General features: G+C 44.8%; 23 protein-coding genes and 1 riboswitch. Of the genes, 13 read left to right on the forward strand and 10 right to left on the reverse strand.

The window, feature by feature from the left end:
• The first annotated feature begins 46 nt into the window (after positions 1 to 46).
• Positions 47 to 1,021 (forward strand): tRNA modification radical SAM protein MnmL/YtqA, encoded by a 975-nt coding sequence (gene mnmL, locus J7E35_RS14385; RefSeq protein WP_214780841.1) that lies wholly within the window; start codon positions 47 to 49, stop codon positions 1,019 to 1,021.
• A complete protein-coding gene (gene mnmM, locus J7E35_RS14390) occupies positions 1,011 to 1,583 on the forward strand; it encodes a tRNA 5-(aminomethyl)-2-thiouridylate-methyltransferase MnmM (RefSeq protein WP_214780842.1) in 573 nt (190 codons plus the stop codon). The genes mnmL and mnmM overlap by 11 nt, the downstream gene beginning before the upstream one ends.
• Before the next feature lie 177 nt (positions 1,584 to 1,760).
• Here the strand turns inward: mnmM and J7E35_RS14395 are convergent, their stop codons facing one another.
• Both J7E35_RS14395 and J7E35_RS14400 read right to left on the reverse strand, forming a co-directional pair.
• Positions 1,761 to 2,855, reverse strand: a complete 1,095-nt coding sequence (locus J7E35_RS14395) for a tetraprenyl-beta-curcumene synthase family protein (protein WP_214780844.1) — start codon at positions 2,853 to 2,855, stop codon at positions 1,761 to 1,763.
• 24 nt (positions 2,856 to 2,879) lie between these two features.
• Positions 2,880 to 3,683 carry an alpha/beta hydrolase gene (locus J7E35_RS14400; RefSeq protein ID WP_214780846.1) on the reverse strand — a complete coding sequence of 268 codons (804 nt, stop codon included), beginning with the start codon at positions 3,681 to 3,683 and terminating at the stop codon, positions 2,880 to 2,882.
• 117 nt (positions 3,684 to 3,800) lie between these two features.
• On the opposite strand from J7E35_RS14400, the gene J7E35_RS14405 reads away from it, so the two are divergent.
• The 3 genes from J7E35_RS14405 (at position 3,801) to J7E35_RS14415 (ending at position 5,551) form a co-directional block, all read left to right on the forward strand.
• Positions 3,801 to 4,097, forward strand: a complete 297-nt coding sequence (locus J7E35_RS14405) for a hypothetical protein (RefSeq protein WP_214780848.1) — start codon at positions 3,801 to 3,803, stop codon at positions 4,095 to 4,097.
• Positions 4,066 to 4,581, forward strand: a complete 516-nt coding sequence (locus J7E35_RS14410) for a gamma carbonic anhydrase (protein WP_214780850.1) — start codon at positions 4,066 to 4,068, stop codon at positions 4,579 to 4,581. Before J7E35_RS14405 ends, J7E35_RS14410 begins: the two co-directional genes overlap by 32 nt.
• 85 nt (positions 4,582 to 4,666) lie before the next feature.
• The gene (locus J7E35_RS14415) at positions 4,667 to 5,551 is read left to right on the forward strand and encodes a C39 family peptidase (protein ID WP_214780852.1); all 885 of its coding nucleotides are present in this window, start codon (positions 4,667 to 4,669) and stop codon (positions 5,549 to 5,551) included.
• 3 nt (positions 5,552 to 5,554) lie between these two features.
• Here the strand turns inward: J7E35_RS14415 and asnB are convergent, their stop codons facing one another.
• On the reverse strand, positions 5,555 to 7,450 hold the full coding sequence (asnB, locus tag J7E35_RS14420; protein WP_214780920.1) for an asparagine synthase (glutamine-hydrolyzing): 1,896 nt from the start codon (positions 7,448 to 7,450) through the stop codon (positions 5,555 to 5,557).
• A gap of 318 nt (positions 7,451 to 7,768) precedes the next feature.
• Positions 7,769 to 8,971 (reverse strand): methionine adenosyltransferase, encoded by a 1,203-nt coding sequence (gene metK, locus J7E35_RS14425; protein WP_214780854.1) that lies wholly within the window; start codon positions 8,969 to 8,971, stop codon positions 7,769 to 7,771.
• Between the two features lie 286 nt (positions 8,972 to 9,257).
• Positions 9,258 to 9,399, reverse strand: a riboswitch (SAM riboswitch).
• 283 nt (positions 9,400 to 9,682) lie between these two features.
• On the opposite strand from metK, the gene pckA reads away from it, so the two are divergent.
• Positions 9,683 to 11,272 carry a phosphoenolpyruvate carboxykinase (ATP) gene (gene pckA, locus J7E35_RS14430; protein WP_214780856.1) on the forward strand — a complete coding sequence of 530 codons (1,590 nt, stop codon included), beginning with the start codon at positions 9,683 to 9,685 and terminating at the stop codon, positions 11,270 to 11,272.
• Positions 11,273 to 11,364: 92 nt separating this feature from the next.
• Here pckA and J7E35_RS14435 read toward each other — a convergent pair whose 3' ends face one another.
• From J7E35_RS14435 to J7E35_RS14445, 3 genes are all read right to left on the reverse strand, one after another.
• Positions 11,365 to 12,375 carry a DUF3231 family protein gene (locus J7E35_RS14435; RefSeq protein WP_251009611.1) on the reverse strand — a complete coding sequence of 337 codons (1,011 nt, stop codon included), beginning with the start codon at positions 12,373 to 12,375 and terminating at the stop codon, positions 11,365 to 11,367.
• 132 nt (positions 12,376 to 12,507) lie between these two features.
• Positions 12,508 to 12,750, reverse strand: a complete 243-nt coding sequence (locus J7E35_RS14440; RefSeq protein ID WP_192473425.1) for a DUF2584 domain-containing protein — start codon at positions 12,748 to 12,750, stop codon at positions 12,508 to 12,510.
• Positions 12,751 to 12,802: 52 nt separating this feature from the next.
• Positions 12,803 to 13,516 carry an alpha/beta hydrolase family protein gene (locus J7E35_RS14445; RefSeq protein ID WP_483297207.1) on the reverse strand — a complete coding sequence of 238 codons (714 nt, stop codon included), beginning with the start codon at positions 13,514 to 13,516 and terminating at the stop codon, positions 12,803 to 12,805.
• A 188-nt stretch (positions 13,517 to 13,704) separates the two neighbouring features.
• Between J7E35_RS14445 and J7E35_RS14450 the strand changes: the two genes are divergently transcribed.
• The 3 genes from J7E35_RS14450 to J7E35_RS14460 are packed head-to-tail and all read left to right on the forward strand — an operon-like array spanning position 13,705 to position 16,280.
• Positions 13,705 to 14,700 (forward strand): ABC transporter substrate-binding protein, encoded by a 996-nt coding sequence (locus J7E35_RS14450; protein WP_214780858.1) that lies wholly within the window; start codon positions 13,705 to 13,707, stop codon positions 14,698 to 14,700.
• Between the two features lie 16 nt (positions 14,701 to 14,716).
• Entirely contained in the window at positions 14,717 to 15,493 is a 777-nt protein-coding gene (locus tag J7E35_RS14455; protein ID WP_214780859.1) for an ABC transporter ATP-binding protein, read from the forward strand.
• Positions 15,474 to 16,280: an ABC transporter permease gene (locus tag J7E35_RS14460; protein ID WP_251009609.1), complete on the forward strand. Its 807-nt coding sequence runs from the start codon at positions 15,474 to 15,476 to the stop codon at positions 16,278 to 16,280. Before J7E35_RS14455 ends, J7E35_RS14460 begins: the two co-directional genes overlap by 20 nt.
• A gap of 398 nt (positions 16,281 to 16,678) precedes the next feature.
• Here J7E35_RS14460 and ytkD read toward each other — a convergent pair whose 3' ends face one another.
• Positions 16,679 to 17,143, reverse strand: a complete 465-nt coding sequence (ytkD, locus tag J7E35_RS14465; RefSeq protein WP_251009608.1) for an RNA deprotection pyrophosphohydrolase — start codon at positions 17,141 to 17,143, stop codon at positions 16,679 to 16,681.
• Positions 17,144 to 17,305: 162 nt separating this feature from the next.
• Here ytkD and J7E35_RS14470 point away from each other — a divergent pair, with 162 nt between their 5' ends.
• Positions 17,306 to 17,512, forward strand: a complete 207-nt coding sequence (locus J7E35_RS14470) for a hypothetical protein (RefSeq protein ID WP_214780861.1) — start codon at positions 17,306 to 17,308, stop codon at positions 17,510 to 17,512.
• A gap of 194 nt (positions 17,513 to 17,706) precedes the next feature.
• Here the strand turns inward: J7E35_RS14470 and J7E35_RS14475 are convergent, their stop codons facing one another.
• Positions 17,707 to 18,027, reverse strand: a complete 321-nt coding sequence (locus tag J7E35_RS14475) for a hydrolase (protein WP_214780862.1) — start codon at positions 18,025 to 18,027, stop codon at positions 17,707 to 17,709.
• A 254-nt stretch (positions 18,028 to 18,281) separates the two neighbouring features.
• On the opposite strand from J7E35_RS14475, the gene J7E35_RS14480 reads away from it, so the two are divergent.
• Positions 18,282 to 18,539 carry a DUF6154 family protein gene (locus J7E35_RS14480; RefSeq protein ID WP_214780863.1) on the forward strand — a complete coding sequence of 86 codons (258 nt, stop codon included), beginning with the start codon at positions 18,282 to 18,284 and terminating at the stop codon, positions 18,537 to 18,539.
• A gap of 189 nt (positions 18,540 to 18,728) precedes the next feature.
• Here the strand turns inward: J7E35_RS14480 and J7E35_RS14485 are convergent, their stop codons facing one another.
• On the reverse strand, positions 18,729 to 19,169 hold the full coding sequence (locus tag J7E35_RS14485) for a Dps family protein (RefSeq protein ID WP_214780928.1): 441 nt from the start codon (positions 19,167 to 19,169) through the stop codon (positions 18,729 to 18,731).
• A gap of 134 nt (positions 19,170 to 19,303) precedes the next feature.
• Here J7E35_RS14485 and ytzI point away from each other — a divergent pair, with 134 nt between their 5' ends.
• Positions 19,304 to 19,465, forward strand: coding sequence for a YtzI protein (ytzI, locus tag J7E35_RS14490; RefSeq protein ID WP_214780864.1), 162 nt, complete (start codon positions 19,304 to 19,306; stop codon positions 19,463 to 19,465).
• Positions 19,466 to 19,514: 49 nt separating this feature from the next.
• Positions 19,515 to 19,769: a membrane protein insertion efficiency factor YidD gene (gene yidD, locus J7E35_RS14495; RefSeq protein WP_214780866.1), complete on the forward strand. Its 255-nt coding sequence runs from the start codon at positions 19,515 to 19,517 to the stop codon at positions 19,767 to 19,769.

Below are 19,769 nucleotides of genomic sequence, written 5' to 3' on the forward strand. Positions count from 1 at the left end.
TTATTATTCATTTTTTTGACAGACAGGCTATTAGGAGGTTTCTGGCATGATTCAGATCAACCCTTTTCACTACGCAACAGACGATAAACGATACCATACATGGAATTACCATTTACGTAACCATTTTGGCCATAAGGTTTTTAAAGTGGCGCTTGATGGCGGATTTGATTGTCCGAACCGTGACGGCACGGTAGCCCACGGCGGCTGCACTTTTTGCAGCGCAGCTGGTTCAGGAGATTTTGCCGGAGACAGAGTAGAGGATCTCGGTACACAGTTCACGAAGATAAAAGAAAAAATGCATTCAAAATGGAAAGATGGCAAGTACATGGCCTATTTCCAGGCTTTCACGAATACCCATGCACCGGTTGAAGTACTGAGGGAAAAATACGAAACGGTACTGAAAGAGGAAGGTGTCGTAGGGCTATCAATCGCAACAAGGCCAGATTGCCTGCCTGATGACGTTGTTGAATATCTGGCTGAACTCAATGAGCGAACGTATTTATGGGTTGAGCTTGGACTTCAGACGGTTCACGAAAAAACAGCCAATCTGATCAACCGTGCTCATGATTATGAAACGTACAAAGAAGGTGTGGACAAGCTCCGGAAGCACGGCATCAGAGTTTGCTCACATATTATTAACGGGCTGCCTCAGGAAACACCCGAAATGATGATGGAAACTGCACAAGAAGTCGCGAAGCTCGATGTGCAGGGAATCAAGATCCACCTTCTCCACTTGCTGAAAGGAACTCCGATGGTCAAGCAATATGAAAAAGGGCTGCTGGAATTCCTTAGCTTTGAGGACTATGTAAAATTGGTCTGCGACCAGCTCGAAATCCTCCCCCCTGAAATGATCATCCACCGAATTACCGGGGATGGACCGATTGAGCTGATGGTCGGACCGATGTGGAGCGTCAATAAATGGGAAGTGCTTAATGCGATTGACAAAGAGATGAAGCGCCGCGACAGCTGGCAGGGAAAATTTTATACTGGGAACAAAGTGGTGATTGAAAATGAAGCTTGAACGGATTCTCCCTTTTGCCAGGAACCTTCTTGAACTGGCAGTGAAACCCGGTGACATCGCAGTTGATGCCACCGTCGGCAACGGGCATGATACCATATTTTTAGCCAACCTGGTTGGCCCTGCCGGCAGGATTTACGGCTTTGATATTCAGGATGAAGCATTAATGTCATGCAAAACGAAGCTTCGTGAACATGAACTGCAGGATCAGGTGACCCTGTTTCATACTGGACATGAAAACATCACAGAGTGCATTCCCCCGCTGCATTTTGGAAAAATAACCGGCGCCGTTTTCAACCTCGGCTATCTGCCAGGCGGCAATAAGGACATTGTCACAGTTCCGGAAACGACCATCCAGGCCATCGACCAGCTCCTGGAAATCATGGTGCCAGAGGGTATCATTGTGATTGTGATATACCATGGACACCCCGAAGGCAAGGTTGAACGAGAATATTTATTGCGTTATGTAAAATCACTGGATCAAAATATAGCACATGTATTGGAATATAAATTCTTGAACCAGAAAAATAATCCGCCATTTATTATTGCGATTGAGAAGAGATAGGAAGCCTTCCCGGAATCGGGAGGCTTTTTTCTTTGGACAAGAAGGGAGATCCTTGCCCATGTCGGCCATACATTTCGCTTTTATGTTCCCGGTTTCTCCCTCTTGGACAAAAACCGGGCACATATTTATTATCCAAACCCTAAAAAGCAGCCAGGGAATCTAACTCCTGGCTGTACTTTACTTTATAAACGCCTTCACCACTCCTGCAGGAATCCACCTCTGCAATGATCGATATGCTCGTCCATTTATATAAAAGAAGTAGCTGACGGGGCCGGCTGTTTTGATCATTTCCCTGGCCAGCTTCCTGATTCTCTCCTGGCGCCTTACTTTTTCATCGGACAGGTAAACGCCGAGCAGTCCGCGATTAATTAGTTTGTGGAAGTTCCGATGCGGCAATCGTGCCGTGTGATGATCGGCATTTTCCACGAAATGCCGGAGCCGCTCGAATAATGCTTCTTCATTTTCATAATAGAAGCAGAAGTTCAAATCCCCGCCTTCAAGGTCCTCTTCCTGGTCAATGAAATAATCGAGCAGGATGTGCAGCCCTTGTATGTATGGAAAATAGCCATTCCGGATGCTGTCAGCATACTCCGGTTTGAAATCCTCGCGAAGCGCGTAGCTCACCAGGCAAAAGATTCCGAGCGTCGAGCCGGTACAGGCAGAGAATTCGTACCACTCCATGTCCGGAATATTTTCACGGTGACCGTCGAACCATGTTTGCAGTCTCGGGACTCGCTCTTTGACCTCAACGTGCTTGTGAATCTGCAAATCACAGTAATAGTCACATAGCTCCTGCAAATGCTGCTGGATCTCATGATAATGATCCAGTTCTCCAAGGACTTCTCGGCAAACGGTCACCAGCTCGATCAGATATCCGCCATCATTCTGGTCTTCCCGTTCGCGATAGTAATTTTTCAGCTGGCTGTTAAGAGTAAGGGCATCTGACATTGATTCATGCAGCGCTGAGAAGTCCTTGGGATCCATTGACGTGCTGCGATCACAGAGATTATCAAGATAATCGCTGATTGTCTGGTATGCGACAATGAACCGGATCGCCTGCTTATATTGTTTTTTCGCAGTCAGGCTTAATATCGAGCCACCCTCACAATGAAATGTCTTATGCTTGATACTGGCCAGCGCCTGTTTCCTTAATTCCGGATTGGGAATCTCCTCTGCCCTGCTTTTCCAGTATGCAAGCTCACGGTGTACCTGAGGCAGGACTTGCCTGTACACACGATACATCAAACTGATGGGCATTGATGGGATCATCATGCTGCAGCTTCATCCTCTCCATAGCTAATACACATAACCAATCGCCTTCAGCTGACTGATGGCAAAATCATGTGCATAATCAAAAACCTCTTCTCGTTCAGGTTCGTTGAAAACTTCATGATAGCACTTCGGCCATTCTTTATATCTTTTTTCCGACAATGGCGCATTATTGAACCATTCCTTGACAGAACGTTTATCTACAATATGATCATCGCCGCCTTGAATTAGCAAAGTCGGGACGTCCTGTACTTTATCTATATTTTCAAACGCCTGCTCCATTGCTGCCACCAGCTCACGGTACCAGCGCACCGACACCTTGGTGATATAGAGTGAATCATTTGCGTCGACTGCCCTGACATCCTCATTCCTGGTGGCCATCTCGACTGACAGGCCAGGAGAAATCCTGAAAGTCGGCACAGTGACATTCAAGCCGTGCGACAGCATATCCAGCATTTTCGAAGGATAATTCACCAATCCGAGGCAAGGCGATGACAAAATCAGGCCGGCAATTTCGACCCGCTCCTCCTGCAGCATACGGATGGCAACGAGCCCGCCCATGCTGTGGCCCAGTAAAAATACTGGGAGATCAAAGTCATACGCAGCTTCAACCCATTCTTTCACTTCCATGATATATTCGTCAAATGAATCAATATGGCCACGGTTCGCCCTTGTCGTCATGCCCTGCCCAGGCAAATCACCCATTATGACATGAAATCCGGATGAGCGCCAGGCTTCAATCAGCCAGCCATACCGGCGATGATGCTCCAACGCACCATGAATCATCACGATTACAGCCTTAGCATCCCCATCAGCTTCCCATTTCCACATGACCATTCCCCCACTCAAATACTTTTTCTTTCTTTAAAAGAACTATAATATATAATTAGTGAATTAGAAAAGCGGAAGCGCCTCGGTCAGCCCCGAAAAGCGCTGGAGGGCCGAACAGTGAAGTCGCTCTTTGACTTCATTGGGCGGACCGAAACCGAAAAGTATAGCCGACTGCCCAGAAACGCAGAAACTGGAGACTCCGACAAAGAAGCGCTTTTTGCTTCTGCCGGCGGAGTTGAAGTTTCGGAGTTTCTAGGAGGCGGCACTAGACAAACGACTCGAGGGGCTAGGCGCTGGAGCTGGACAATTCTCAAAGTTAATTTTATACTTTCTAATTCTAAATTAAAAACGAAAGCATCAATAAATTACAGGAGTGTGCGCAATGATTTACCCTTACAAAGGAAAAACACCTAAAATAGCGGATTCTGCTTTTATTGCGGATTATGTAACAATTACCGGAGACGTCGAAATCGGCGAGGAATCGAGTGTCTGGTTCAATACCTCGATCCGCGGCGATGTAGCTCCGACGGTCATTGGCAATAAAGTCAATATCCAGGATAACTCAGTCCTGCACCAGAGTCCGAACAATCCATTAATCCTCGAAGATGAAGTGACGGTCGGACATCAGGTCATCCTTCACAGCTGCATCATCAGGAAAAAAGCCTTGATCGGGATGGGCTCGATTATCCTTGACCAGGCTGAAATCGGAGAAGGTGCGTTTATCGGTGCCGGCAGCCTTGTTCCGCAGGGAAAGAAAATCCCGCCCAACACACTGGCTTTTGGTCGCCCGGCAAAGGTCATCCGTGAATTGAATGAAGACGATATCCGCGACATGGAACGGATCTCCAGAGAATACGCTGAAAAAGGACAATACTATAAAAGTTTGCAACAAAGGTGAATGATCCGCTAAAAAAACTCCCTCACCAGTCCGATACTAAATAATATAATATACCCTTTTATTTTTGAAATATGCGGACGTGGTGATGGATGTGGACAAACTGTATTTACCGCTTGCGGCGATTATCCCGCTGGTGTTCTTGTTTTTTCTGTTGATCCGAAAACAAAATAGCATGATGAAATCTATCCTGATGTTCCTGTTTGTTTTTACATCGATCCTCGGGGCTTTCCTGATGGAAAATGTGCAGGCTTCCCATGTTGCCAAGGCCGTACAATCGGTGAAAAACTGGCTTGAAGAGCCTGAACCGGCTTCCGAAAGGGCACCTGTGATCATAGAAAATTATGAACCTGATATCATCCCGATTAAAAAACAGGTACTCCTGGACGCGCCGATCATCTGGCAAATGCCTGAGCTCCCAAGAGGATGTGAGGTCACAAGCCTGGCCATGCTTCTGCAGCATCAAGGGGTGGAGGCTGACAAGCTGACACTCGCAAGAGAAGTGAAGAAAAACCCTGCCGAATATCGTCTTAGTGATGGCAAAATCTATTTTGGCGATCCGAATAAAGGGTTTGTCGGCAATATGTACACCTACACAGAACCAGGACTTGGAGTCTATCACAAGCCGATTGCCGAACTGGCAGAACAGTATCTTCCCGGCAAAATAAAAGATTTGACGGGCGCAGAATTACAGGAGCTGAAAATCCACCTGTCAGATGGCCGGCCGGTTTGGATCATCACGAACACCGAATACAGAAAACTGGACGATAGCTTTTTCCAGACATGGTATACGCCTGATGGACCCGTGAAAGTAACCATGAAGGAGCATTCAGTCCTGATTACAGGCTATGATGAACACTTCATTTACTTCAATGACCCATTAACGGGCGAAAAAAATAAAAAAGCACCCATGAAGGACTTCGTGGAAGCCTGGGTGCAAATGGGAAGGCAGGCCATTACCTACCTTCCCTGATTATTAAGACTGCAATACTTTTTGAGCCTCATACTCCTTTTGGTAGGAGTATTTTTTTTCGACATACACATCATGCCACATCATGAACATCAATACCGTCCAGATTTTGCGGCTGTTATCCGCCTTGTTCTGGCAGTGGTCATCCAGCAGCTTCAAAAGGTATGACTTATTGATGAGATGCTCTGTGTTGCTTTCCTTGATGATATTCTTTGCCCATTCATTCATTTCATTCTTCAGCCAGTGGCGGATCGGCACCGGGAAGCCCAGCTTCTTGCGGGTTAACACATGCTCAGGAACCACACCTTCAGCCGCTTTACGTAAGATATACTTCGTTGTATTATTAGCCGTCTTCAGGCTTGTAGGAATCTTCGAAGCTGTTTCGAAAACAATCTTATCCAGGAACGGAACACGAAGCTCCAGTGAATGAGCCATCGTCATTTTATCAGCTTTTAATAAAATGTCGCCGCGCATCCATGTATGAATGTCGATATATTGCATCGTATCAACCGGGTCATATCCTCTGCTCTCCCTGTAAAGAGGTTTCGTGATATCCCTGTAATCGTACTGGCCGTTATATACGTGCAGCAGCTCGCTCTTCTCTTTTTCAGTGAACATCTTCGCATTTCCGATATAACGTTCTTCCATTGGCGTCACGCCGCGTTCAATGAAGCTTTTCCCCTTCATTCCCTCTGGCATCATTTTCGCGATGCCTTTTAGCATGACCTTCCCTGCCTGTGGGATTTTTTTGAACATCTCAAGATCCTGCGGTTCACGGTAGATATTGTATCCGCCGAACAGTTCATCCGCTCCTTCACCTGAAAGGACAACCGTTACATGCTTCCGTGCTTCACGGGCAACAAAATACAAAGGGATCGCTGCCGGGTCGGCAAGCGGGTCATCCATATGCCACATGATTTTCGGCAGTTCATCCATGTATTCCTGAGGACTGATTACATAGCTGATGTTTTCGACACCGAGTCGATCGGCTGTTTCCTTCGCGACGTCAATTTCGCTGAAGCCATTCTGTTCAAAACCAACAGAGAATGTCTTGATTCCAGGATGGTACTGCTTCGCAATCGACGCGATGATCGAAGAATCAATTCCGCCAGAAAGGAATGATCCAACCGGCACATCACTGCGCATGTGGATTTTTACGGATTCAAACAGGACGTCCCTGATCTCCTTCGTGAATTCATCCTCCGTTTTGTGGATTGGCGAAAAGCTCGCTTTCCAGTAACGCTTGATTTCCATCGGTGAACCGATTTTCTTTGTAAAATAATGCCCCGGTTCAAGCTTGTAAATGCCTTCGGACATTGTATTCGGCTCTGGTACGAACTGATATGTCAAATAATGCTGGAGAGCCTTGTAATCAAGGACATCGTTTTCCAGTGCAAGCAGGATACTCTTTTTCTCAGAACCAAAGAACGTGCGGTCGCCATCTTCAAAGTAGAAAAATGGCTTGATGCCAAAATGGTCACGGGCACCGTAAAGAACCTGCTCCTGCTTATCCCAGATGACAAACGCGAACATTCCGCGCAGCTTGTCGACAGCCTGCTCTTTAAGATGGCTGTATAGAGCAATGATGACTTCAGTATCCGAGTGAGTTTCGAAGCTAAGCCCTTCTTCAATCAACTCTTCACGAAGCTCAAGATAGTTGTAGATTTCCCCGTTGAAAATGATCCAGTAACGCTCATTTTCATAGGTCAAGGGCTGATGGCCAGCCTCAAGGTCGATGATGCTCAGACGGCGGAAGCCGAATTGGATATGCTCATCATAGAAATATCCATCATCATCAGGCCCGCGATGGGTAATGATATTATTCATATTTTTAAACAGCTGCTTATTATATCCGCTGAATTCCTGTGCATTCTCATGTACACAACCGATAAAACCACACATTATGTACTTCACCTTCTCCATTTCAGAAAAAATTTAGTTTTTCATTTCAGAAAAAATTTAGTTTTGCGCTGATTTCCGCTCAAGGCGCGATTTTTATAACAAAGAACCTAAAGAAATGCATCTTTCTAAAAACATACCATCTAATACTATCATTAAACGCAAAATTTTTGCAGTAAAATCTAAGGGAAATTTAAGGTAATACTCTATTTTACACCTTTTGAACCAGGTGCAAACCAGGTGAGTTTTTGAGTGTTCCCTGATTAGACGGCAAATAATAAAGGGAGTTACATATTCCTATGCAACTCCCTTTGTACTTTTTTATTTATCTAGTGCTTGGGTGCGAAGCGTCTCTGCCTTGTCTGTACGTTCCCATGGAAGGTCAACGTCAGAACGGCCAAAGTGTCCATAAGCAGCTGTCTGCTTGTAGATTGGCTTGCGCAGGTCAAGCATATTGATGATTCCAGCAGGACGAAGGTCGAAGTTGCTTTCTACAACGTCGATCAATACATCTTCGCTTACTTTGCCTGTTCCGAAAGTATCGATTGAGATGGATACCGGACGAGCAACACCGATTGCGTATGCAAGCTGAACTTCAACTTTTTCAGCAAGGCCGGCAGCTACGATGTTCTTCGCAACGTAACGTGCAGCGTATGCAGCTGAACGGTCAACTTTTGTAGGATCCTTACCAGAGAATGCGCCTCCGCCATGGCGAGCGTATCCGCCGTAAGTATCTACGATGATCTTGCGGCCAGTAAGACCTGCATCACCCTGTGGTCCGCCGATTACGAAACGGCCAGTTGGATTGATGAAGTATTTTGTGTTTTCGTCGATCAATTCCGCTGGTACAACAGGCTTGATGACATGTTCTTTAAGGTTGCGCTGGATTTGCTCGAGCGAAACTTCCGGGTGGTGCTGAGTGGAGATAACAATTGTATCGATGCGGACTGGCTTGTCGTTCTCATCGTACTCTACTGTTACCTGAGTTTTTCCGTCTGGACGAAGGTATGGAAGGATTTCTTCCTTGCGCACTTCAGTCAGGCGGCGGGAAATCTTATGTGCCAATGAAATCGGAAGCGGCATTAGCTCTTTCGTTTCGTTGCAGGCAAACCCGAACATTAAGCCCTGGTCTCCTGCTCCGATTGCTTCGATTTCTGCATCGGACATTTGGCCTTCACGTGCTTCAAGCGCCTGGTCAACACCCATTGCGATGTCAGCAGACTGCTCGTCAATTGAAGTCAATACAGCGCATGTTTCAGAGTCGAAACCGTACTTCGCGCGAGTATAGCCAATTTCCTTGACTGTTTCACGAACGATTTTCGGAATGTCTACGTATGTAGATGTAGTGATTTCCCCTGCAACAAGTACAAGTCCTGTTGTAACTGATGTTTCAGCAGCAACACGTGCATTAGCATCTTTTGCAAGGATCGCATCCAAAATCGCGTCAGAAATCTGGTCGCAGATTTTATCCGGATGGCCTTCTGTTACTGATTCAGAAGTGAACAAACGGCGTTTGTTTGACATCTGAGTTCCTCCCTTATTTATAAAAATTGATCGAGGCTGTCCCAATACAGACCCCGGGTTGATACGGTACTCATTCCCTATGTAGTATGAAATAAACGCTGAGTTTTTATTAGAAAAATTTGTTTAGGATTCATGGTGAATGTCTTTTTTTCCTAATTTCACCCACGGGAGCAATGACACCTAAGAAGGCAGTCCAGCAGCATTTCCATGCATCGGACAGAAAAAAGCAATATAAAAAACCTCTCCATTTACGAGGAAAGGTTTTTGCTTAAATCCGCGCCTTTCGCTCTTATCGTTCAAGGGCAGTTCCCTTGCGTCAGGTTAGCACCTTTGCCCGGAAAAAGATCAGCATTCCAAAGGCTGTTTTTTCACGTTTGCAGGTTGCTGGGTTTCATTGGGCCTGTCCCTCCACCAGCTCGGGATAAGAGAGTATCCGTTCAAGGACAAATCATATCGAAACTATAATTGCATGTCAATGATTTTCTCGGTAATTTTGTCGATTGTTGTTGAAAGTTTTTTTGTATAATAAAAAGGTACTTAAATGAACCCTTTTTGCTTGACTATATAAAGAAAGAATTATATAACGCAAGTGAGGTACAAGGTAATTTTCCGAATCATTAGTATAGATTAATTGAACCAATGTGTTATACTAATAACGAGATGTAAACACTTACAAATTATTAATCTTTTAAAAAAGGAAGGTATTCTCCGATGAATGTTGTAGGAATATCAAATGAACTTTCAGCATTATTAAAAGGAAGCAATGTACAGGTGCAGTTATCCGTTCCCCAGCTTGTTGAAAAGGTCCTGAACCGGAACGAAGGGCTCCTGACTTCAACTGGTGCAGTCAGAGCGACTACTGGTAAATATACTGGCCGTTCACCTAAAGATAAATTCATTGTCGAAGAAGAGTCAGTGAAGGATAAAATTGACTGGGGTTCTGTCAACCAGCCGATTTCCGAGGAATCTTTTACAAAGCTATATAATAAGGTATTGAATTTCCTTAAAGAAAAAGAAGAAGTTTTTGTATTCAAAGGATTCGCTGGCGCTGACAAGAAATACCGCCTTCCGATCCAGGTCATCAACGAATACGCCTGGCACAACCTTTTCGCACATCAATTGTTCATCCGTCCAACTGAGGAAGAGCTTGCAGACCATGAATCTGAATTCACGGTCATATCTGCACCGACTTTCAAAGCGGATCCAGAGGTTGATGGAACGAATTCCGAGACATTCATCATCGTTTCCTTTGAACAGCGCGTCGTGTTGATCGGCGGAACAGAATATGCGGGCGAAATGAAGAAATCGATTTTCTCCGTGATGAACTACCTGCTTCCTGAAAACGGCATCCTTTCCATGCACTGCTCTGCAAATGTGGGACGCGAAGGAGATGTTGCATTGTTCTTCGGCTTGTCCGGAACCGGAAAAACAACTCTGTCAGCTGATAACAATCGCCGCCTGATTGGTGATGATGAGCATGGCTGGTCAGCTAACGGTGTCTTCAACATCGAAGGCGGCTGCTACGCGAAGTGCATCAACTTATCGAAGGAAAAAGAACCGCAGATTTATGATGCAATCCGCTTCGGATCTGTTCTTGAAAATGTCGTGGTCGATGATGAGACCCGAGTTGCGGATTATGATGACGGCAGCCTGACTGAAAACACTCGTGCAGCTTATCCGATCCAGGCAATCGATAACATCGTAGACCCTAGCATTGCCGGTCATCCGAACGCGATCGTCTTCCTGACTGCTGATGCTTTCGGAGTCTTGCCTCCAATCGCCAGGCTGACGAAGGAACAGGCAATGTACCATTTCTTGAGCGGATATACATCAAAGCTCGCTGGAACTGAGCGCGGGATCACTTCACCGCAGGCAACGTTCTCGACTTGCTTTGGTTCACCTTTCCTTCCGCTTGCAGCAACAAGATATGCGGAAATGCTCGGTGAAAAAATTGACGAGCACAATGCGAAGGTCTTCCTCGTGAACACAGGCTGGACAGGCGGGGAGTATGGCACAGGAAGCCGCATGAAGCTGGCCTACACACGCGCAATGGTCCAGGCAGCACTTGAGGGCGAACTGAACAATGTCGAAACCGTCAAAGACGAAATCTTCGGCCTGGATATTCCGGCACATGTACCTGGTGTACCTGACGATGTCCTCCAGCCCGTCAAAACATGGAGCGACAAAGAATCATACTACGCAAAAGCAAACGAACTCGCAGGCAAGTTCCGTGAAAACTTCAAAAAGTTCACAAACGTACCATCCGTGATCGAAGAAAAAGGCGGACCTACAGCGAAATAGACATAAAGGCCATTTCCAAACGGAAATGGTCTTTTCTTTTCTCCAATCTATTGGTTAACGTGAAAAAACAAAGCTAACTATGGCAATTCATACTAATTACTTCTGTTTCTTAATGCTTCCCTATCGACATTTTGCGGAGGCTGTTCCATCCATCTGTTATTAATCATTATTTTAATCCCGTCATTTGCATATTGAAGGATTTCAGTCACAAGTCTTGTGTAATCTCCGCCTAAATCTTTTCTTAGGCTTGCTCCCATTGCTGTTCCGTAACCACCAACACTGATAGCATTCAAACTGTTGGTTTGAAACATCATCAGCTTATCGGAAAAAGGCGGAACAATTGATTGTGAAATCGCTGAATCCCAGGTACTTGGAAGCGGGACCCCATCTTGTATTAGAATTTCTCTAAATACCGATTCATGCTTAGCAGCTATTTCAGAACCTCTTTCCATAAACGTTCGAACCTCTGGTGATTTGGCTGTCTGAGAAAAACCTGCTAAAAAGGTTCTGCCAATGGAATTTGTCTCTGTATTTTTAGATATATGAGCCAGTTCCACAGCGGTAAGCGGACGGTGTCTTCCAATTAAACTCGATAAAAATGATTCATCCTGAAGATATTCCGCTTTCTCCATTGGAGGTATTGTTGGTGAGCGTACGAATGTACCTTTTTTTAGAAGCAAGTCACAGGAATCATTATAAAGTTTCATAAATGTCTCAGAAGTCTTCGAAAATAATTGTCTTACATCATTCCTGGCCAATACTTCCAGAAAAGCTGCTGATGCAACTGTTCCAGCCGAAGCCATATATTTAATATATCGCAATGCAAAAAGGTCTGAATACACTCGGCTTGCCTCTAGATTGACGTCCTCCTGAGTGAAACCGATAGGCAGTGCATGTTGATCTTTTTCGAAAATCGATTTGACTTGATCCACTACAAATTTGCAGTTTGATAATGCAGTATTGATGATTTCCGTCATTGAGGTATCTTCATTTACCTTTGCAAAATGCTGAACAATACAGTGAGCCATTGAATTCTGCATATACGCTCCCCACATTGCGGCAACCTCTGATGAAGTCAATTGAGGGTTATGTTCCATTGTCATTCATAACTCCTTTTTTTCTTATTTTTCGCCAAAAAAGAGATAATATTCGTTCTTTAATGTTGTCAAGAGATAATCAAAAACATAAATTTAAAATTTATATACAAAAAAACAGAGCACAATATGTGCCCTGCCTTAGTTCGTAGAATTTAAGGAAACTAATTGGTAAGTAATTGTTGTCTCATTTTCGGTCCACTCGACTTTTGAAATGACGCCTGTTCCTGTGAGGTCACCTTCGATTGTTTTCTTGACTTCTAGTGGAATGTCAATTGGATAAAGCCTGTAGCCTTCCTTTTTCAGAGAGAAGAAATTGTCTTCGAGCCTCTTTTCCCGGCCCTTTGTTACGATCATTGTATTCAACTCTAATGGCATCCCCATCGTACTCGCTCCTCTGTTGTTCATCATTGATTTCATATTCATTTTATCATTGTTATTCGTGTGATTTCATCCAATTCGTTAAATCGGTGACCACTTTCCGGTTCATCACCGGGGGAAAGTAGTGCGTATACTCATCAAAGTACCAGCTTTCCACAGGCTTGTCCAACTCTTTTAACCGCTTTTCTAGCCGGTATGAATGCTCAGCTGATACATTGCGGTCATTGCGGCCGTGGATGAGCAGCACTGGTGCCTGCAGGTTTTCAATTTCGTACAAAGGTGTCCTGAATTTATATCTGCTTGGCACTTTTTTCGGTGACCCGCCGATTACCCTTTTCATCATCCTGCGCAAATCCTTTCTTTCCACATACGTTAAAACCATATCCGTAACCCCGCCCCAGGTAACGACGGAGGCTGTTTCGGGAAACTGAATGGCCGTCAGCAAGGCCATCAGACCTCCGCGGGAAAACCCGAAGATATGAACCCTCTCCACCCCTGGCAAGGATCGAAGAAACTGGAAACCGGCGAATGCATCAACCCGATCGTCACCGCCGAAATCTTCATCCCCTTCACCCCCCTGGTTCCCCCGGTAAAAAGGAGCGAAAACCGTGAATCCTTCGGACGCAAATTGTGCAATCCGGGCAGGACGTACCTTGCCTACATTTTTGATTCCGCCGCGCAGATACAAAAATCCTTCTGTACCACTTCCATCAGCAGGCCTGGCCAGAAGACCCTTGACCCGCAATCCGCCTGCATAATAAGTGATCATTTCGAGCTCGATGGCAGGATTAGGGGAAGGAAATTTATAAGCTGAGATTATTTGCCCGTCATTTTCCAAAGTAAACACTCCTCTTATATGAATTTTTTCAATTTTGGTTCCTAGGCTTTCACACATTTTTAGGTGATTCATACGATACTGTAAGCCCAAATTAAGACAGATTTTTAGGAGGCATCATGATGAAAAAATGGTTCAAAGCTGGTTTTGCTTTATTTTTGGTTGCTGTACTTATTATACCTCTAGCTGCCTGCGGTCAAGACAAGGTACAGACTGTCAAAGTTGCAGAGGTAACCCGTTCCATCTTCTATGCTCCTCAATATGTTGCCCTTGAAAAAGGATTTTTTGAGGAAGAGGGATTGAAAGTTGAATTAACGACAACATGGGGCGGCGACAAGACCATGACAGCCGTACTCTCGAATGCAGCAGATATCGGCCTCGTCGGTTCTGAGACATCCATCTATGTTTATGCCCAGGGATCAAATGATCCGGTCATCAACTTTGCCCAGCTGACGCAAACCGATGGCACCTTCCTCGTTTCCCGAGAAAAAATCGATGATTTTTCATGGGATCAGTTAAAAGGAGCTACCTATCTTGGCCAGCGTACAGGCGGGATGCCGCAAATGGTCGGTGAATTCGTCCTCAAGAAACACGGCATCGATCCAAAGGCAGATTTAGAGATGATCCAAAATATTGATTACGCGAACATACCTAATGCCTTCGCTTCAGGAACTGGTGACTTCGTCCAGCTTTTCGAGCCGCAGGCCAGCATGTTTGAATTAGAAGGCATAGGCCATATCGTCGCTTCTTTCGGAACTGAGTCCGGTCATGTACCATATACCACATTTATGGCCAAACAAAGCTACATGAAGAAAAACCCGGAGACAATCGAAAAATTCACCCGCGCAGTCCATAAGGCACAGAAGTGGGTGGAATCACACAGTGCCAAAGAAACAGCGGAGGTTATCCAGCCCTTCTTTAAAGATACAGATTTGTCGCTGATCGAAACAGTTGTTGATCGTTACAAGAGTCAGGGTTCATTCGCAACTGACCCGATTCTCGATGAAGAAGAATGGAAAAACCTGCAGGACATTATGGATGAGGCAGGGGAACTTCCTGAGGAAGTCAGCCATGACACATTAGTCAATACTGAGGTGGCAGAAGAAATCATGAAATAACAGGAGGTTGCAGCCAATGGACTTTTTGACATTAACAGGGATCCATCACACTTATTTCACAAAAACATCCGCTGTCACTGCTCTGAATGATATTTCACTCGATGTCCGGGAAGGAGAATTCGTTTCCTTCCTGGGTCCGAGCGGCTGCGGCAAAACAACACTGCTTTCGATTATAGCAGGGCTGATTGAGCCCACCGATGGACAGGTAAAACTGGAAGGAAAGTCTGTCAAGGATGCTGCGAACCAAACCGGATACATGCTGCAGCAGGATTATTTGTTTCCCTGGAAAACGATTGAGGAAAATATCTTCCTAGGCTTGAAGATTAGCGGAACTTTGCAAGCATCAAAAAAGGATGAAGTTTTATCGCTGCTAAGGCAAATGGGATTGGAGAATGTTGAAAAGCTTTACCCAAAACAGCTGTCCGGCGGAATGCGCCAGCGAGTCGCACTCGTTCGGACACTGGCAACAGAACCGAAGCTGCTCATGCTTGACGAACCTTTTTCCGCATTGGACTATCAAACGAAATTGAAACTCGAAGACCTGGTTTCTAATACCTTCAAGACTTTCGGAAAAACCGCGATTCTCGTCACTCATGATATCGGAGAAGCAATCGCAATGAGCGACCGGATCTTCCTGTTTTCGCCAAGACCTGGCCGTTTGCATAGAACTTTCACTATTCCGGAGGAGCTGAGGAACCTGAGTCCCTTCGAGGCAAGAAACCACCCTTTGTACAATGAACTGTTCCAGAAGATATGGAAGGAGTTGGAATCCATTGAACCAGAAGAACACTGAACTCCTCCATCAACAATACCTGAAGAAGCTAAGCCGCGAGCGGAAAATTGTCCGTATCTATCAATTGCTGATTTTCATTGTTTTTTTTGCCCTTTGGGAAATCTCAAGCCATCAAAAATGGATTGACCCGCTGCTATTCAGTTCACCATCAAAAATCTGGAATATGTTAATTGAAAAAACGATGGATGGGTCTTTAGCAGTTAACCTTGGAGTGACGCTGGCGGAAACCGTAATGGGATTTATACTCGGTACACTGGCCGGCACGATATTGGCCGCACTTTTATGGTGGTCACCGATACTGTCAAAAATCCTGGACCCATATCTTGTCATCCTGAATTCAATGCCAAAAGTTGCGCTGGGCCCGATCCTGATTGTAGCCCTTGGTACCAATATGACGTCAATCATAGCAATGGGCGCAATCATCTCCGTGATCATCACGACGATCGTGGTGTACACGGCATTTAAAGAGGTTGATCCCAACTACCTGAAAGTGCTGCAGACATTCGGAGCAACAAGGACCCAGTGTTTTCGGGAGGCCATCCTTCCAGCCTCCTTCCCGACCATTATTTCTACGTTGAAAGTGAATGTAGGACTGAGCTGGGTAGGTGTTATTGTCGGAGAATTCCTCGTTTCGGCACGTGGCCTTGGATATATGATCATCTATGGATTCCAGGTTTTCAACTTCACGCTCGTCTTTTTGTCACTGCTCGTCATCGCCGTGTTTGCCACCGTGATGTATCAGCTCGTCGAACTGCTTGAAAAGAAACTGATCAAAAGCAATCAATAAAGCTTTTTTCGCAACTTTATTGCCTTTTCACCATTCAAAGCACTTCGAAAAGAACCACGAAACCCTGGATAATGCGGATACCATAGGTGTTCTGATAGCAACTACCATTGCCAAAGCAGCGATTAGGAAAGAAGCCGGGATGATTTGATATCCGGCTTCTTTTCATTTCTTCAAAAAGCGCTTATTTAGAATAAGTAGCGGCTGCGCCAATAAATCTGAATTTTCGCCAGTAAAATTGTGAACTCCGCGAATAAAACGAGATTTTCGCCAATAAAGTTGTGAACTTCGCCAATAAAAGCGGATAATCGCCAATATCCAGTTTCAGGGACTAAACCTACAGTTGTTTCCTATGCAAATTTACTACACTAAACCAAAAAAAGGCGGCAAATCCGCCACTTTTACAGCTTTTTCTCCAAAAACTCCAGACTATGCTTGATCACATCGTCCTGCATGATAAAACTGTACTCGTCCTTCATTCTTTCCACCAGCATATCGCCACTTACAAGCAGCGGGCCGGCAGTTTCCAGGTAATCATCTTTTGACTCGAGTTTTTCAACTTCACCGTAAAAAATTCTTTTAACAAACGAACCCTCTTTGCCATTCACCTGATATTCCCCGATGCTCACAAGTTTGCCTAAAATTGCGCCAGTCTCCTCCATGGCCTCACGGCGAGCTGCGTCCTCCAGAGTTTCGCCTTTCTCCACCTTGCCGCCGGGAAACTCAAGACCTCTGACACTATGTTTGGTCAAAAGCCATTGGCCTTGATATTTACAGATAACCAGCACGTGGCGCGCACTTTTTTCAAAGGCATTTTCCTGAAAGGATAAGGTCACTTCAACGCCGTTCATATCTTTAAACTTCATAATGAAAACTCCCTGCCTAATTCATAACCTAATTATATAGAAAACCAGAAAAGAACAAAAAGCGCAAGCGCCTCGTTAAGCCCCGACAAGCGCTGCCCGCCTATGACGCCACGACCTGTGGCTGGCGGGTCTAGCACATCGTGTGCCTCGGAGGGCCTGACAGTGAAGTCGTTCTTTGACTTCATTGGCAGGACCGAACTCGAAAAGTATAGCCGACTGCTTAGAAACGCAGAAACTGGAGACTCCGACAAAGAAGCGCTTTTTGCTTCTGCCGGCGGAGTTGAAGTTTCGGAGATTCTAGGAGGCGACACTAGACAATTCGAAAAGAGGAGGCGACTGCCCAACTCCGACAAGCGCTGGAGGGCCTGACAGTGAAGTCGTTCTTTGACTTCATTGGCAGGAACGAAGCGTCTCGAGGAGTTAGGAGCCGCAGCTAGACAAGCGACTCGAGGGGCTAGGCGCTGGAGCTGGATTAAGAAAACTTCAGAGAGTTACCCACAACTCAATAACTTTTATAAATTCCTTAACCATGAATAAACCGCAAACATTTGTCTGCGGCTGCTCTATTTTTCAGGAAGGATTCCCATGCTTTCAATATGGTTCCTGGCTTCTTCATCGCCGAGTTTATAGATCATTTCATATGTCTGGACCAGCTGTCTGTCGAGGGCATCATTTTCACGGTCATAATGATACTGGACATACGGAACGTGCGCCCTCATGAAATTCTGCCAGCCTGTGGAATGCCTCTGGTCGAATATTTCCCTTAACGCGGTGATTTCCTCGTCATTTGCCTCAATTTTAAAATTCCAGGGAGATGCAGTTGAAACGCTTTGAATCTCGCCATCACTGATGTTGATATAATATGTTTTTTTGCCTTCTGGCATGTGCCTCACCTCATGGATATCGTTCCCTGCGTCTATATTCGTTTATACTGAATATCTTTAAAATAAATAATTTTTTCTGCCCTCCAAATTACTCTTAAAGTTGCCAGTATGTTAAAATTAGACCAAATATAGAGATAAGCAAATCAGCGAACCCAACAGGAAAATCCTTCAATTACAAGGCATATTTTTTCCAATGGAGGGTATTTAATAAGTATAAGGAATTATGGACGATCAAGAAGGAGAGGTGAAATTTTATGAAACTGATTGATGAGCTATACGAATTGTACCGCAATAAATTGACCGGTGATGAAGAAGATATCGATATGCTCGCTTTTGCCTTCCTTGAAGAAATGAGCCATGAAGACTTATTGAAGATCATCCAGGACCTAGATAAGCAGGAGCTTTATGATTTAATGGGGCTTTATTTGATTGAGAGCCTTAAAGGAAAGTTTGCCCAGGACGATTTTGGCGCACGCTCTGTTAATTCATATTCTTCTCGAAATGTACACTAAACTTAAAAATAACTATACATACAAACCGGCCTTGGCCGGTTTTTTCTTTTTGTCTCAACATAAATAATGGACAGCCCAGATCGTTTTTTTTCTTTTGGCTCAATATAAATAATGCCAATTACAGGCCGGTTCTTCTTTTTGTCTCAACCATGAAAAAAGCTGGCCAAATCTATGGCCAGCATTTCCTCATTATCCAAGATAAGCTTTGAACATCCACATATGCTTGCGAAGGCTCATTTTTACTTCTGTCAGCATATCGGCTGTAGCTGTGTCCTCTGCGTTTTCTGCAAGTTCAATTGCCCTATGGAGCTCGTCCACGATTGTGGCGAAGTCATCGTGCAACTGTTTGACCATTTCTTCTTCAGTTTCAGAACCTGTTGCTTCTTTAATTGAAGATAGTTCAAGGTATTCCTTAAGCGTTGCAACGGGCTTTCCTTCTAATGCGAGAATTCTTTCGGCGAATTCATCAATGATTGTCGCTGCTTCGTTATAAAGCTCTTCAAATTTCGTGTGAAGCGTGAAGAAGTGGCGTCCTGTTACATACCAGTGATAGTTGTGAAGCTTTGTGTAAAGTACCGTCCAGTTTGCAACCTGCTTATTCACTGCTTGGATCAAATCTGTTTGTGCCATTTTAATTTCATCCTCCCTTTCAGTCATAATATATATTCCCCTTCCATCTTTATAAAAAACATGCTGGCAGCAACTTTTTACCTATCATGGAAAAGAACATGCTACAATAATTTTGAAGCAAAGGAGGCCTTTTTATGTATACCGTTTTGATTATCTCAGTTATTATCGTTATCATTGTTTTAATATTAAGCGTAGTCACTACTTCGAAGGCTTATCAATATAAACATACTGTCGATCCGATTGATAGCAGTAACAACCATAAGGATGCTATTGATGCATCTGAGGAAAATAAATAAAGGAGCTGCTGTCAGCTCCTTTTTAGGATTATAGAAGGGATGAACCACCTTGCTAAAAAAAGCATTCATCGGCATCATACGTTTTTATCAGGTTGTCATGTCGCCATTAAAGCCGCCTACATGCCGATTTTACCCGACATGTTCCCATTACGGGCTTGAAGCGATCAAAAGGTTTGGTCCCATCAAAGGCGGATGGCTGACGATTGTACGCATCCTGAAGTGCCAGCCATTTCATCCAGGAGGCATGGACCCGGTACCGGAAGAGTGGCCGTCAAAGAAAAACGCTAAAGCTCATAATCATTAA

It is taken from the genome of Bacillus sp. ISL-45 (genome assembly GCF_018613195.1).
GTDB lineage: Bacteria > Bacillota > Bacilli > Bacillales > Cytobacillaceae > Mesobacillus.